Origin of the sequence: Vibrio sp. ZF57 (assembly GCF_001691235.1) — a bacterium.
Taxonomy (GTDB): Bacteria; Pseudomonadota; Gammaproteobacteria; order Enterobacterales; family Vibrionaceae; genus Vibrio; species Vibrio crassostreae_C.
On sequence record NZ_MAKD01000040.1, the window covers coordinates 14,555 to 28,675 of the forward strand.

Below are 14,121 nucleotides of genomic sequence, written 5' to 3' on the forward strand. Positions count from 1 at the left end.
TCATAAAATTTCAATTAAATCGTTATAAATTGGTCGAAATAACACCAGTTTTAGGGGTTTAGCAGTGATTCAGTAGCAAGCTACTGAATATTCAAATAACTAAAGCATAGGATTAGCAATGCTGGATTCTAAATTACTTCGAGCTGAGCTGGATGAAACAGCGGCAAAATTAGCACGTCGAGGCTTCACCCTTGATGTAGAGACAATTCGTGAACTTGAAGAAAAACGTAAGTCCCTTCAGATGAAAACTGAAGAGCTACAAGCGTTACGTAACTCTCGATCGAAGTCCATTGGTCAAGCGAAAGCAAAAGGCGACCATGAAGAAGCTGAGCGTATCCTTGCAGAAGTAGGCAACTTAGGCGCAGAACTAGACCAAGCTAAAGTAGCATTGGCTGATCTTCAATCTGAGCTAGAAACGATCACAATGTCTATTCCTAACCTACCTGATGCAGAAGTGCCAGATGGTAAAGATGAAGACGATAACGTAGAAGTTTCTCGTTGGGGTCAACCTAAGACTTACGACTTTGAAGTGAAAGATCACGTCGATCTTGGCGAAATGTCTGGCGGTCTTGATTTTGCTAGCGCAGTTAAAATCTCGGGTTCTCGTTTCATCGTGATGAAAGGCAAATTTGCACGTCTACACCGTGCTATTGCTCAGTTCATGCTGGACCTTCACACTGATGAGCACGGCTACACAGAAATGTACGTACCGTATCTAGTGAACCACGATAGCCTTTACGGTACTGGTCAACTTCCTAAGTTCGGCGAAGACTTGTTCCACACAAGCCCGCTAACTGAGCAAGTAAGTGACGTACCTCTTAAGACTCTATCGCTTATCCCTACTGCGGAAGTACCGGTAACGAACATGGTTCGTGACACGATCACTGATGAAGCTGAACTGCCACTTAAGATGACAGCTCACACGCCGTGTTTCCGTTCTGAAGCGGGTTCTTACGGTCGTGACACTCGTGGTCTTATCCGTATGCACCAATTCGACAAAGTTGAATTAGTACAAATCACTAAGCCAGAAGACTCAATGGCAGCGCTTGAAGAGCTAACTGGCCACGCTGAGAAAGTACTTCAACTTCTAGAGCTTCCTTACCGTAAAGTGATTCTATGTACAGGTGACATGGGCTTCGGTTCTGCGAAAACTTACGACTTAGAAGTATGGGTTCCAGCACAAGAGACTTACCGTGAGATTTCTTCTTGTTCAAACATGTGGGATTTCCAAGCGCGTCGTATGCAAGCTCGTTTCCGTCGTAAAGGCGAGAAAAAACCTGAACTTGTACACACACTAAACGGTTCTGGTCTTGCTGTTGGTCGTACTATGGTTGCTATCCTTGAGAACAACCAAGAAGCAGATGGCCGTATTGCTATCCCAGAAGTACTTCAACCATACATGGGCGGCGTAACGCACATCGGTTAATTAGATTGATTAAGCATTAGGTTACTTATAAAACCCAGCCAACAGGCTGGGTTTTTTATTGCCTATAGAATAGTGCAGTGGCGAGAAATAAATAATTTTTGTTACCTATGTGTAATATTGTTTTATTGATTTTGATAATTATTACAATCCTTAAATGTGGCTATAATATGCTCTTACCGCGGTAGGTATAGATTTTCTCTTTCAAATACTGAGGAGGGCTTATGGCCGTAGGATGGGCTGGTGACGATAGTGTCAGCCAGCAAATACAAAATACCATTGATGATGAGATCTCTCGTGTAAGAGGAAACCTTCGAGGTGGTGAGGGTTTGCGTTATTGTGATGAGTGTGGTGATGAGATTCCGGAACAAAGACGACGCGCGATCAAAGGCGTTCGTTTGTGTATAGAATGTCAGTCAATATTAGAGCATGACGCACATCGACATTCATTGTTTAACCGTCGAGCAAGTAAAGATAGCCAATTACGTTAAACTGACGGTTACCTTCAAGCAGTTAAGGCCTTACTTTTATGTAAGGCCTTTTAGTTTAATTAAATGATTTATTAATGAAGATATATAGAAATAATCGTCGCTCTTGTTTAGAGCAATAAACGCCTTATTTAAAGCAATGAGTATTTTGTAATGCAGTGTCGATAGCAGCGACCAATTGCTCAATATGTTGTGGTTTGATAATAAACGGAGGCATCATATAAATTAGCTTACCAAACGGACGGATCCAAACGCCTTGCTCTACAAAGTGCGCTTGAATGGTTTCCATATCGACAGGTGTATGTGTTTCAACAACGCCAATAGCGCCTAACCAACGCACGTCTTTGACAAGATCATGCTCTCGCAACGGTGGTAGCAACTCAGAAAAGAGTTGTTCAATCTGTTGAGTCTGATTTTTCCAATGGCCTTGCTCGATGATGGATAAACTTGCTGCACCTACAGCACAAGCTAGAGGGTTACCCATAAAGGTAGGCCCGTGCATAAAGCAACCGGCTTCACCGCCACATACGGTGTCAGCAACTTCCTTACTCGCAAGCGTCGCTGACAATGTCATATAGCCACCAGTTAAAGCTTTGCCTACGCATAATATGTCCGGTTGAACATCGGCATGCTCACAAGCGAACAGTTCCCCTGTGCGGCCAAATCCGGTCGCAATCTCATCCAAGATCAGCAATACGTTGAATTCATCACACAGCAAGCGAACTTGTTTTAGGAACTCAGGGTGGTAGATGCGCATGCCGCCAGCCCCTTGAACGATAGGCTCTAAGATCACCGCTGCGACTTCTTGATGGTGTGCTGCCAGCTTTTCTTTAAAACTATCGATGTCACTTGAGTTCCACTCATCCCAAAAGCCTGTTTTTGGCGAATCAGCGAAAATATGTTCCGGCAAAAAGCCTTTGTAGAGGCTGTGCATCGAATTGTCAGGGTCGGTCACTGACATCGCCGCAAAGGTATCACCGTGGTAGCCATCTCTTAGTGTGAGGAACTTTGAACGAGGTTGTCCTTTAGCGTGCCAATATTGCAATGCCATCTTGAGGCTAACCTCTACGGCAACTGAACCTGAATCGGCCAAAAATACATGCTCAAGATTACTTGGCGCGAGATTCAAAAGCTTCTTACATAGATCGATAGCGGGCTGGTGGGTGATGCCACCAAACATAACGTGTGAAACCTTATCGATTTGACTATGAGCTGCAGCGTTTAGCTCAGGGTGATTGTAGCCGTGGATGGTTGACCACCAAGATGACATACCATCAATAATTCGTTTTCCGCCTTCTAATTCTAGGTGAACACCGTCTGCGTTGGTGACTGGATAGCAGGTCAGAGGTGTTAACGTTGATGTGTAGGGATGCCAGATATGCTGGCGATCAAAGGCGAGATCCATAGTAACTTCCATTCTTGGTGCGGTTAAAAAATAACCATATGTAAACTTTTGATATTATCAATGTGTTGACAGTCTAAAGCTTGTCGGTAGACTAGCCAAGCATAAATGCAATCTCTATTGATAGAGATGAAACATCAAATAATAAAAAAGGATCGACACGTGGAAGTTCGTCATGACTGGACAGTTGCTGAAGTAACAGCGCTGCTTGAAAAACCGTTTATGGATTTAATGTTTGAAGCTCAAGTGGTTCATAGACAGTACCAAGAGCACAACCACGTGCAGGTGAGTACGCTTCTATCGATTAAGACCGGTGCTTGTCCTGAAGACTGTAAGTATTGTCCTCAAAGTGCTCACTACCGAACGGATGTCGACAAAGAACGCCTAATGGAAGTAGAGCGTGTTTTGGATGCGGCGCAAAAAGCCAAGAACGCGGGCTCGACTCGTTTCTGTATGGGCGCGGCGTGGAAAAACCCGAAAGAACGCGATATGCCTCACTTGACTGATATGATCAAAGGTGTGAAAGGTATGGGTCTAGAAACCTGTATGACACTAGGCATGTTAACCCCTGATCAAGCTGGCGAGTTAGCGGATGCAGGCTTGGATTACTACAACCATAACCTTGATACGTCTCCCGAGTTTTACGGCAGCATCATCACCACTCGTACTTACCAAGATCGTTTAGATACGCTATCTCACGTACGTGATGCCGGTATGAAGATCTGTTCTGGTGGCATTATTGGTATGGGCGAAAGTACCAATGACCGTGCAGGCCTGCTGGTAGAGCTAGCGAACCTTCCGGTACACCCTGAGAGTGTGCCAATCAACATGCTCGTGAAAGTGAAAGGCACACCGATGGAAAACGTCGATGATGTTGAATCTTTTGACTTCATTAAGTTGATTGCGATTGCTCGTATCATGATGCCAATGTCAGCGGTTCGTCTATCTGCAGGTCGCGAGAATATGAATGAACAGATGCAGGCGATGTGCTTCATGGCTGGCGCGAACTCTATCTTCTACGGTTGTAAGCTACTGACTACGCCAAACCCAGATGAAGACACGGACATGCAGCTGTTTAAGAAGTTAGGCATCAACAGCCAACAAGTGGCTCAGAAGCCTGATGAAATTCAAGAAAACGAACTGTTAGATCAAGTAGTGGAGCGCGTTGCTGCTCGTCCAACGAAAGATGACATGTTCTACGATGCCACTGTTTAAATCCCGTATCAAAGATGCCCTTGTTCAACGCCGTGAGCAGGGGCTAACTCGTCAACTTAAAGTGCTCGAAAACAGTAATGGTCCTTTGCTTAATTGCGAAGGTTCTCGCTTTATTAATTTTTCGAGTAATGATTACCTAGGCTTGGCGAACGACCCTGAATTGGTAGAGGCGTGGCAAGCGGGGCTTTCCCTTTATGGTGCTGGCAGTGCGGCATCGCCATTGGTCACGGGTTTTAGTCCTGCTCATAGAAATTTAGAAGCTCAGCTGTGTGAATGGTTGGGCTTTGAACGTGCGATTCTCTTTAGTTCTGGTTTCAGTGCGAACCAAGCCTTGTTGTTTTCTCTGCTCGAAAAAGACGACTCTCTGCTGCAAGACAAGCTTAATCACGCCTCTTTGATGGAAGCGGGGATGCTTTCTCATGCAACCATGAAACGCTTTAAACACAACGACACGCAGCATCTAGAGTCTCTATTAAGCCGATCTCTACAATCCTTGGTCGTCACTGAGGGCGTATTCAGCATGGACGGCGATCAAGCGCCTCTCAGCCAGATATCTAACCTGACTCATCAATACGACAGTTGGTTGGCGGTTGATGATGCCCACGGTATCGGCGTATTAGGTGATAAAGGAGCTGGGAGTTGCAGTGCAGCACAAATCTCCCCCGATATTTTGGTGGTGACCTTTGGCAAAGCATTTGGCGTTTCTGGTGCTGCGATTCTTTGTTCGTCAGAAGTGGGTGATTACTTAACTCAGTTTGCTCGTCATCATGTGTACTCGACGGCGATGCCACCTTCACAAGCGGTGGCTTTATCTCATGCCTGTAAGATGACTCAAACTCAAGAGTGGCGCCGAGAAAAGCTGACTGAGTTAGGGTCTCTCTATGCAGAGCAGGTGAGCGGCTTGAAAGGCTTTGTGGATACTCAGACTCCGATTAAGCCATTTGTGATAGGTGAAGCACAAGCGGCATTATCAATAGCTGAAGAGTTAAAGCAAAACCAAGTTTGGGTGACCGCAATAAGGCCGCCAGCCATACCTGCTGGAACTGCTCGATTACGAATCACGTTAACAGCTAACCATAGCCCAAAACAGATTCTCCAGTTAACCAGGTCGTTGCATCAAGCCATTGAACGAAACATCGACTTAAGCACTGAACCGGGTATCCATCCAAGCTTTGAATCAAATAAAGAGGCTCAGTAAATGTCACAAGAAGCAGTAGTGCATAATTACGTTGGCCAAGATAAGAGTGCGATTGCCGAAGCCTTTGGTAAAGCGGCAACAACCTATGACAAACACGCTGAATTTCAACGCGATGTTGGCCACCGATTACTGGATAAATTACCCAGCGATCTGTCAGGCTTTAAGGTGCTGGATCTAGGTTGTGGTACTGGCTATTTCTCCGAGCAACTTGTAAAACGAGGCGCCGAAGTGGTTTGCGCTGATCTTTCTGTTGGAATGCTAGCAACAGCAGAGAAGCGGTGTGGTGCATCTGTATCTTTATATCAACAAGCCGATGCCGAACAATTGCCGTTTGAAGATGGGTGCTTTGACATCGTTTTCTCTAGCCTTGCGTTGCAATGGTGTGACGATTTGTCGTCGCCTTTGAGAGAGATGAAGCGTGTTACAGCGGCTGGTGGGCGTGTTATTTTCTCAACTTTGCTTGATGGGTCGCTGTTTGAACTGAAAAAGTCGTGGTCCAAAATTGACGCACATCAACACGTTAACCATTTTATTACAATCAATAAGGTAAAAATTGCGTTAGCGCAATCTAGCTGTACCGTTCATCAACTAGACTTGCCCACCATCACCGTTTGGTACGACACTGCGTTTGAACTGATGCGCGACCTTAAAGGTATCGGCGCTAATCACGTAAGTGGTCGCTCACAAGGTTTAACAAGTCGTCGCATGTTGCAGCTTGTTGATCGGGAATATCGAGAGTTTAAGAACCATCAAGGTTTCTTACCAGCAACATATCAAGTTTGTTTAGGGGTTATTCAATTATGATTGATGCATTATTCATTGCAGGTACGGATACCGAAGTGGGAAAAACTGTGGTTTCAAAAGCGATTCTTCAAGCTTTGGCCGCACAAGATTTATCAACAATTGGTTACAAGCCAGTTGCTGCAGGGAGTGAAAAATCCCCTGAAGGACTACGTAATAGTGATGCACTGCATCTTCAAGAAGCGGCGACGCAAGATATTGCTTACGAAGACGTCAATCCATACGCGTTGTTGCTACCATCATCGCCTCACATCGCTGCTAAGCATGATGGTGTTGTAATTGATGAGGCGGTATTATCAGCGAAGCTAGAAGAGCATAAGAAAAACTCTGACATCGTGTTAGTTGAAGGTGCTGGTGGTTGGCGAGTCCCGGTTTCAGACGATGAATATCTTTCTAGCTGGGTTAAAAAAGAGCAACTGCCAGTGGTACTGACTGTGGGTATTAAACTTGGTTGTTTGAGCCACGCTCTATTAACGGCAGAAGCGATTCGTGCTGATGGCCTAAACCTAGTAGGTTGGGTCGCAAACCGTATCAATCCAGGTACTGAGCACTACGCAGATATTATTGCGATGCTTGAAGATAAGTTAGGTGCACCTAAGTTAGGTGAAATCCCTTACGTCCCAAAAGCGAAGTCTAAAAACATTGGTAAGTACATTGATGTGCAGCCTTTGCTTGCGCTTTAATTACCACGTTATGTACTAAATAAGAAAAGGGCTGCGATTGCAGCCCTTTTGCTATTTTAAGCCTTTAGACCTTGAGTTGATAAACAACCGGTCTTTTAATAAACAAGCTTAGAACTAATGTTCTTTAGTCAGTCCCATTAAAGCTTGCTGAGTTTCTGTGATTTTTGTCTGTGCCGTTTGCGGTGTTAGGATTCCAACCTGCTTTTTCGCTTCTTCTTCAGTAATCCCTAGGTGACAGCACAGTAAATCGATAGCCATTTGAGTGTTAGTACCTTCAACCATGATCCTTTCCTTTTTGTACATGGACTAGCCAATAAATCATCTGAAGTCACTGTAAACGGATTGTTATATCGACACCATACGACTTAGGTCTAATAGAGTGGATTTAATTCGGATATGGTCTCGTAATCAAATGTTGCAATTTAATGCTTAACCTTGTTTTCTTAATCTAAGACTATATGTATAAGTAAGTATAAGTCTTCAAGGTTGGAATCTATTGCTGTCTGCCTTGTCTATAACAATAAGTTTTATAAAAACAGCTTTCATGCGGAGATAAGTAATGAAGCGAGTAATGTTGTTCCTTGCAACTAACCTAGCGGTTGTATTGGTACTAAGTGTTGTTCTTAATGTTGTATACGCAGTTACAGGTATGCAACCCGGTAGCCTCTCAGGTTTATTGGTGATGGCTGCGGTATTTGGTTTTGGCGGCTCATTCATTTCATTAATGATGTCAAAGAAAATGGCGCTACGCTCGGTAGGCGGCATGGTCATTGAAAGCCCACGTAACGAAACAGAACATTGGTTGATGGAGACGGTAAGCCGTCAAGCTCAACAAGTTGGTATTGGTATGCCAACAGTGGCGATCTACGATTCGCCAGACATCAACGCATTCGCAACAGGTGCTAAGCGTGACGATTCATTGGTAGCGGTATCAACAGGCCTTCTGCACAACATGACACGTGACGAAGCTGAAGCGGTATTAGCGCATGAAGTTAGCCACATCGCAAACGGCGACATGGTGACGATGACCCTAATGCAAGGTGTTGTGAACACGTTCGTTATCTTCCTATCTCGTTTCATCGCCAACATTGTTGCGTCGAATGACAACGAAGAAGAGGGTGGCAGCAACATGATGGTGTACTTCGGTGTGTCTATGGTGCTGGAACTGGTATTTGGTTTCCTAGCGAGCTTCATTACCATGTGGTACAGCCGCCACCGTGAGTTCCATGCTGATGCAGGTGCTGCGCACTTGGTTGGTAAAGAGAAGATGATTGCAGCGCTAGAGCGTCTAAAGGTGAGCCATGAGCCACAACTAGAAGGTTCTATGATGGCGTTTGGTATCAACGGTAAGAAGTCTCTAACTGAGCTTCTAATGAGCCACCCGCCGCTAGACAAGCGTATTGCTTCTCTACGTAACATGTAATCGCTACGTATTCTTCAGTCGCTAATCGACAAGATACATTTGAAAGGCTTCCTTCGGGAGGTCTTTTTTGATCTTGGCGTTTAAGATAACAAGTGTTGAGACATGAAGTATGAGATATGAGGTGCAGTTGTCGCTAGGTGATTAAATTGAATCAGTAGGAGACGAGTCGATCAATTGGAGAAGGCTTGGTGTTCTTATGTTGACGATTCTTGTGGCGATAGATTTAGTTCCACGCAATAAAAAGGCTTCCACATGGGAAGCCTTAGTCTATTCTGCGATTCGAAATTCGAATATTACAGCTTGTCAGTTAGCTCGATTGCTTGACCGATGTAGTTTGCTGGAGTCATCTCTTTCAGACGAACTTTCTCGTCTGCAGGAACCTCAAGACCATCGATGAATGCACGCATGCCTTCGCCATCTACACGTTTACCACGAGTTAGCTCTTTTAGCTTCTCGTATGGTTTTTCGATGCCGTAACGACGCATTACTGTTTGTACTGGTTCAGCCAATACTTCCCAGTTCTTGTCTAGTTCAGCAAGTAGCGCAGCGCGGTTAACTTCAAGCTTGCTAATACCTTTCAGAGTCGAAGTGTATGCAATGATTGCGTAGCCAACACCCACACCTAGGTTACGAAGAACCGTAGAGTCAGTAAGGTCACGCTGCCAGCGAGAAACTGGAAGTTTTTGTGCAAGGTGGCTGAATACTGCGTTCGCTAGACCAAGGTTGCCTTCAGAGTTTTCGAAGTCAATTGGGTTAACTTTATGCGGCATTGTCGAAGAACCGATTTCGCCAGCAATAGTCTTCTGCTTGAAGTGACCAAGAGCGATGTAGCCCCAAACGTCACGGTCGAAGTCTAGAAGGATAGTGTTGAAACGAGCAATTGCATCGAATAGCTCAGCGATGTAATCGTGAGGTTCGATTTGAGTTGTGTACGGGTTCCAAGTTACGCCAAGAGATTCAGTGATGAACTCTTCGCTAAACTGGTGCCATTCAACTTCTGGGTATGCAGAAAGGTGTGCGTTGTAGTTACCTACAGCACCGTTGATTTTCGCTAGGATCTCAACGTTTTCGATTTGCTTGTATTGACGTTCCATACGGTACGCAACGTTAGCCATCTCTTTACCCATAGTAGAAGGAGAAGCTGGCTGACCGTGTGTACGAGACAGTAATGGAATATCACGGTACTCGTTCGCAAGTGCTTTGATAGCATCAATTACGTTACGGATTTCTGGAAGAATCACTGTGTCACGAGCTTCTTTAAGCATAAGCGCGTGAGAGGTGTTGTTGATGTCTTCAGAAGTACATGCAAAGTGAATAAATTCGTTTACAGCGTGAAGTTCAGGAACGCCAGCAACTTTCTCTTTCAAGAAGTACTCAACCGCTTTAACGTCGTGGTTAGTCGTGCGCTCGATCTCTTTGATACGTAGAGCATCTTCTTCGCTGAAGTTAGCGGCTAGTTCATCAAGAAACTGGTTAGCTTCTGCACTGAACGCTGGTACTTCTTTGATTGCATCAGTTGCTGCAAGCTTTTGTAACCAACGAATTTCAACGATAGAGCGGTACTTTAGTAGTCCAAACTCACTAAAGATGCTGCGTAATGCAATAGTCTTACTTCCGTAACGGCCGTCTACTGGTGAAACAGCAGTCAATGCTGACAGTTCCATGGTGTTCTCCTGAATTGAGTTTTCTAAATTTTGAGAGGTTTATACCAGTAACAATCTCAATTGTCACGCACATTGCGCAATCGTTTGCGTGAGAGTTGTGTTGATACAAAAAACAAGCTCGCGACGAGGCGCGAGCTAATAAACTACATTCGAGCTAGTAGGATTTGAGCCTGCTCGATCATCTTCTTACGACCGAAGATAAGGTGGCGACGTTTACCGCCAACTTGACGCCATAACACAGCGCTTCGAATCCCTGATAGAAGCAGTGCGCGAACCTTATGTTGGCTCGATGTCTGCTGAAGTACAGACGGAGTACCAGAAACCTGAATGCGAGGGCCGATAGGGCTGACGACATCAAGGTAGATACTTGCAAGGTTGCTGATCATTTGCTCGTCAAACAGATCAAAGTGTTCAGTTTGGCGCTCTGCAGTTTGAATGCGGTCACCAAGCTGAGACATAGAGTCGTTGCGAGAAGACAGCTTACGCTCAAGCGCCATCAAGCTGATGATGTAACGCGTGATATCGCTACCTGCTGGAGTACTATCGATACCTTTTACTAAGCACTCAAGGCCAAGCTTTAGGTTCGCTTCACGTCCAAATACGCCCACGGTATTCGATGGGTTGGTATTTAAAATGGCACTGAGTGAAGCTTCAAAGGCATCTTTATCACAATGGCCGTCTTTCGCTACTTGTTGAACCAAAGCCACAGCTTGGCAAATTCCGGCGAAAGCAATAGTACGGTCATAAAGTGTATTAGCCACGTAGTAACTCCTAGTTGTCTTCTATCGTTTGTCGTTTGATTGATTAGATGCGCTTTTCGATGATACCACCACCAAGACATACTTCGCCTTGGTAGAACACTGCAGATTGACCTGGGGTCACTGCGATTTGTGGCTCATCAAAAATAACCTTAATGTTCTCATCATCAATTGGGATGATTGTACAAGGAATATCTGTTTGACGGTAACGTGTTTTTACCGTGCATGTCATAACTTCAGTAATTGGTGTGCGATTTACCCAATGAAGTTGAGATGCGATCAAGCCTTCTGATTTCAGAAGAGGGTGGTCTTTACCTTGTACTGCGATAAGTACATTACGCTTAAGGTCTTTTTCACCAACAAACCATGGTTCTTCGTTACCGCCACCACCTTTAGTGCCGCCAATATGAAGGCCTTTACGCTGACCTAGCGTGTGGTACATCAAACCTTGGTGTTGACCAATCACTTGGCCTTCAGGTGTTTCGATGTTACCCGGTTGTGCTGGTAGGTATTTGCCTAGGAACTCAGTGAACTTGCGCTCACCGATAAAGCAGATGCCTGTTGAATCTTTCTTCTTAGCTGTGATCAAGTCTTGCTCTTCAGCAATACGTCGCACTTCTGGCTTCTCTAATTCACCGACAGGGAATAGGCTGCGTGCCACTTGATCTGAGCTTAGCGTGTATAGGAAATAACTTTGGTCTTTGTTGCTGTCTAGACCGCGTAGCATTTCTGGTTTTACGCCAGCATCAAGCTCTTCTTGAGTTGGGAAAGTACGACGAACGTAGTGACCCATCGCAATGTAGTCTGCGTCTAATACTTCATCTGCAAACTCTAAGAATGCTTTGAATTTGATTTCTTTATTACAAAGAATGTCTGGGTTTGGCGTACGACCTGCTTTGTACTCAGCAAGGAAGTATTCGAATACATTGTCCCAGTACTCTGCGGCAAAGTTGATAGTGTGAAGGTGGATACCTAATTTGTCACATACCGCTTGAGCATCAGCAAGATCTTCAGCTGCCGTGCAGTATTCTTCGTTATCGTCTTCTTCCCAGTTTTTCATGAAAAGGCCTTCTACCTGATAGCCTTGTTGCTGAAGAAGATACGCCGATACTGACGAATCTACACCGCCGGACATACCGACAATTACTTTCTTTTCGCTGTTTCCAGAGCTGATATCTGACATGTCTAAACACCGTTACTATTACTTGGTCGCAGATTCTAACAGAAAGAGAAACGCCGTGACAGATCCGAGACCGGAATCACAGTTTCATTTGCACAAATAGTGCGCTGACTTTGTTAGAGAATCGCATGAGAGCGAGGTGAGTCGCTAGGATGTCAGAAGTATATGTGGCATAGTCGCTCGAAATCCAAGACCTGAGATAAAAAAATGTCTGAACAAAATGAATTTATGCAAGAAGAAGAGCTGATTGAGATCATCGAGAACCAGCTTGAGGATGGCGAACCAGTGAAAGTGAAAGAGACGTTGATGCGTTTAATGATGACTGGTACACCGCGTGAAGAAGCAATTGCGGCTATGGCATGTGCACTGGCTATTGAAGTATTTGATGTAATGAAAAATGGTGCAGAGTTCAATCAAAAACGTTATGCAGAGCATTTGGGTATGCTGCCTGATTTAAGCTTTATGGAAGGCGAATAAAAAAATAGTACAGCAAACGTTTGCTATAGTTTGAAAGATTGCCGCGTTAAATATTGCGCGGTAGAATCCGCCACCTATTTCCCCTTGACTTAGACTAGCCCTATGAAATTCCCTGGACAACGTAAATCAAAGCACTATTTTCCGGTTCACGCTCGTGACCCTTTAGTTAGCCAAGCTCAAACTAGTAAAAGAATGTCACGTACTCATATTATCGGCATTGACCAAACATTGGTGGATATTGAAGCAAAGGTGAGTTCTGAACTTATTGAGAAGTATGGTTTGAGCAAGGGACATTCACTGGTTATTGGCGACGCAGCCGCTGAATCTTTGTATCAAGAATTAAAAGAGCAGTGCCTGATTACCAATGAATACGCTGGTGGCACAATTGGTAACACATTACACAACTATTCAGTGCTAGCGGATGACCGTTCTACACTGTTAGGTGTAATGAGCCAAGATATTAAGATTGGTAGTTACGGTTATCGCTATTTATGTAATACATCAAGCAGAATGGATCTGAACCATTTACAAGGGGTAGATGGCGCAATTGGTCGCTGCTTTGCATTAATTACAGAAGACGGTGAACGTACTTTCGCAATTAGCGAAGGACAAATGAACCAATTAAAACCAGAAAGCATTCCTGAAAAAATCTTCAAAAGTGCTTCTGCTTTAGTTTTAACGGCTTATTTAGTTCGCTGTAAGCCAGGCGACCCGATGCCTGAAGCAACAATGAAAGCGATCGAATACGCGAAGAAATACGATGTGCCAGTCGTTCTTACACTAGGTACTAAGTTCGTTATTCAAGATGATCCAGAATTCTGGAAAGATTTCCTTGAGCAACACGTAACGGTTGTTGCAATGAATGAAGACGAAGCTGAAGCGTTAACGGGTGAAAGCGATCCACTGGCTGCATCAGATAAAGCGCTAGACTGGGTAGACCTTGTTCTATGTACTGCGGGACCTGTTGGCCTATTTATGGCTGGTTATACAGAAGATGCAGCTAAGCGTGAAACGTCACTGCCTTTACTTCCAGGTTCAATTGCGGAATTCAACCGTTTTGAATTTAGCCGTCCTGCGCATAAAGATTTATGTGAAAACCCAACTAAAGTGTATTCGCACATTGCGCCATACATGGGTGGACCAGAAAAGATCAAAAATACCAATGGTGCAGGTGATGCTGCGTTATCAGCTTTATTACATGATATGGCTGCTAATAAGTACCACAAAGAAAACGTGCCAAACTCAAGTAAACACCAACATTCATTCTTGACGTACTCTTCGTTCTCACAAGTTTGTAAATATTCTAACCGTGCTAGCTATGAAGTGTTGGTTCAACACTCTCCACGTTTATCTCGTGGCCTTCCTGAAAGAGAAGATAGCCTAGAAGAAGCGTACTGGGAAAGATAAGT

Annotated in this window: 14 protein-coding genes; 9 read left to right on the forward strand and 5 right to left on the reverse strand. The window is 44.5% G+C overall.

What is annotated here, in order from left to right; genetic code table 11:
* The first annotated feature begins 118 nt into the window (after window positions 1-118).
* A complete protein-coding gene (serS, locus tag A6D97_RS03985; protein WP_017060250.1) occupies window positions 119-1,426 on the forward strand; it encodes a serine--tRNA ligase in 1,308 nt (435 codons plus the stop codon).
* Window positions 1,427-1,647: 221 nt separating this feature from the next.
* A complete protein-coding gene (locus A6D97_RS03990) occupies window positions 1,648-1,914 on the forward strand; it encodes a DksA/TraR family C4-type zinc finger protein (protein ID WP_017060251.1) in 267 nt (88 codons plus the stop codon).
* Between the two features lie 124 nt (window positions 1,915-2,038).
* Here the strand turns inward: A6D97_RS03990 and bioA are convergent, their stop codons facing one another.
* Entirely contained in the window at window positions 2,039-3,316 is a 1,278-nt protein-coding gene (gene bioA / locus A6D97_RS03995) for an adenosylmethionine--8-amino-7-oxononanoate transaminase (RefSeq protein ID WP_065583862.1), read from the reverse strand.
* 159 nt (window positions 3,317-3,475) lie between these two features.
* On the opposite strand from bioA, the gene bioB reads away from it, so the two are divergent.
* Genes bioB through bioD form a run of 4 tightly spaced genes read left to right on the forward strand, consistent with a single transcriptional unit; the run spans window position 3,476 to window position 7,210 of the window.
* Window positions 3,476-4,528: a biotin synthase BioB gene (gene bioB, locus A6D97_RS04000; protein WP_016792500.1), complete on the forward strand. Its 1,053-nt coding sequence runs from the start codon at window positions 3,476-3,478 to the stop codon at window positions 4,526-4,528.
* The gene (gene bioF, locus A6D97_RS04005) at window positions 4,515-5,726 is read left to right on the forward strand and encodes an 8-amino-7-oxononanoate synthase (RefSeq protein ID WP_017060253.1); all 1,212 of its coding nucleotides are present in this window, start codon (window positions 4,515-4,517) and stop codon (window positions 5,724-5,726) included. The genes bioB and bioF overlap by 14 nt, the downstream gene beginning before the upstream one ends.
* Window positions 5,727-6,530: a malonyl-ACP O-methyltransferase BioC gene (gene bioC, locus A6D97_RS04010; protein ID WP_017060254.1), complete on the forward strand. Its 804-nt coding sequence runs from the start codon at window positions 5,727-5,729 to the stop codon at window positions 6,528-6,530.
* On the forward strand, window positions 6,527-7,210 hold the full coding sequence (gene bioD, locus A6D97_RS04015; RefSeq protein WP_017060255.1) for a dethiobiotin synthase: 684 nt from the start codon (window positions 6,527-6,529) through the stop codon (window positions 7,208-7,210). Before bioC ends, bioD begins: the two co-directional genes overlap by 4 nt.
* A 114-nt stretch (window positions 7,211-7,324) precedes the next feature.
* Here bioD and A6D97_RS21950 read toward each other — a convergent pair whose 3' ends face one another.
* Window positions 7,325-7,492 carry a hypothetical protein gene (locus tag A6D97_RS21950; protein ID WP_017060256.1) on the reverse strand — a complete coding sequence of 56 codons (168 nt, stop codon included), beginning with the start codon at window positions 7,490-7,492 and terminating at the stop codon, window positions 7,325-7,327.
* Window positions 7,493-7,769: 277 nt separating this feature from the next.
* Here A6D97_RS21950 and htpX point away from each other — a divergent pair, with 277 nt between their 5' ends.
* Window positions 7,770-8,633 carry a protease HtpX gene (htpX, locus tag A6D97_RS04020; RefSeq protein ID WP_065583863.1) on the forward strand — a complete coding sequence of 288 codons (864 nt, stop codon included), beginning with the start codon at window positions 7,770-7,772 and terminating at the stop codon, window positions 8,631-8,633.
* A gap of 293 nt (window positions 8,634-8,926) precedes the next feature.
* On the opposite strand, the gene purB is transcribed toward htpX, so the two are convergent.
* The 3 genes from purB to mnmA all read right to left on the reverse strand — a co-directional run bounded on the left by purB (window position 8,927) and on the right by mnmA (window position 12,238).
* On the reverse strand, window positions 8,927-10,297 hold the full coding sequence (gene purB / locus A6D97_RS04025) for an adenylosuccinate lyase (RefSeq protein WP_065583864.1): 1,371 nt from the start codon (window positions 10,295-10,297) through the stop codon (window positions 8,927-8,929).
* A gap of 143 nt (window positions 10,298-10,440) precedes the next feature.
* A complete protein-coding gene (hflD, locus tag A6D97_RS04030; protein ID WP_017060259.1) occupies window positions 10,441-11,058 on the reverse strand; it encodes a high frequency lysogenization protein HflD in 618 nt (205 codons plus the stop codon).
* 43 nt (window positions 11,059-11,101) lie between these two features.
* Window positions 11,102-12,238 (reverse strand): tRNA 2-thiouridine(34) synthase MnmA, encoded by a 1,137-nt coding sequence (mnmA, locus tag A6D97_RS04035; protein ID WP_065583865.1) that lies wholly within the window; start codon window positions 12,236-12,238, stop codon window positions 11,102-11,104.
* 204 nt (window positions 12,239-12,442) lie between these two features.
* On the opposite strand from mnmA, the gene A6D97_RS04040 reads away from it, so the two are divergent.
* Complete coding sequence (locus A6D97_RS04040; RefSeq protein WP_010439986.1) at window positions 12,443-12,712, forward strand: hypothetical protein; 270 nt, start codon at window positions 12,443-12,445, stop codon at window positions 12,710-12,712.
* Window positions 12,713-12,814: 102 nt separating this feature from the next.
* The gene (locus tag A6D97_RS04045; RefSeq protein ID WP_065583866.1) at window positions 12,815-14,119 is read left to right on the forward strand and encodes an inosine/guanosine kinase; all 1,305 of its coding nucleotides are present in this window, start codon (window positions 12,815-12,817) and stop codon (window positions 14,117-14,119) included.
* Window positions 14,120-14,121: the final 2 nt, after the last annotated feature.

What these genes read in the sequence shown, in the direction of transcription:
- A6D97_RS03990 (WP_017060251.1), top strand. Translation starts at nt 1,648, where the DNA reads ATGGCCGTAGGATGGGCTGGTGACGATAGTGTCAGCCAGCAAATACAA.
- purB (WP_065583864.1), bottom strand. Translation starts at nt 10,297, where the DNA reads ATGGAACTGTCAGCATTGACTGCTGTTTCACCAGTAGACGGCCGTTAC.
- A6D97_RS21950 (WP_017060256.1), bottom strand. Translation starts at nt 7,492, where the DNA reads ATGGTTGAAGGTACTAACACTCAAATGGCTATCGATTTACTGTGCTGT.
- bioA (WP_065583862.1), bottom strand. Translation starts at nt 3,316, where the DNA reads ATGGATCTCGCCTTTGATCGCCAGCATATCTGGCATCCCTACACATCA.
- bioF (WP_017060253.1), top strand. Translation starts at nt 4,515, where the DNA reads ATGCCACTGTTTAAATCCCGTATCAAAGATGCCCTTGTTCAACGCCGT.
- bioD (WP_017060255.1), top strand. Translation starts at nt 6,527, where the DNA reads ATGATTGATGCATTATTCATTGCAGGTACGGATACCGAAGTGGGAAAA.
- serS (WP_017060250.1), top strand. Translation starts at nt 119, where the DNA reads ATGCTGGATTCTAAATTACTTCGAGCTGAGCTGGATGAAACAGCGGCA.
- bioC (WP_017060254.1), top strand. Translation starts at nt 5,727, where the DNA reads ATGTCACAAGAAGCAGTAGTGCATAATTACGTTGGCCAAGATAAGAGT.
- htpX (WP_065583863.1), top strand. Translation starts at nt 7,770, where the DNA reads ATGAAGCGAGTAATGTTGTTCCTTGCAACTAACCTAGCGGTTGTATTG.
- A6D97_RS04040 (WP_010439986.1), top strand. Translation starts at nt 12,443, where the DNA reads ATGTCTGAACAAAATGAATTTATGCAAGAAGAAGAGCTGATTGAGATC.
- mnmA (WP_065583865.1), bottom strand. Translation starts at nt 12,238, where the DNA reads ATGTCAGATATCAGCTCTGGAAACAGCGAAAAGAAAGTAATTGTCGGT.
- A6D97_RS04045 (WP_065583866.1), top strand. Translation starts at nt 12,815, where the DNA reads ATGAAATTCCCTGGACAACGTAAATCAAAGCACTATTTTCCGGTTCAC.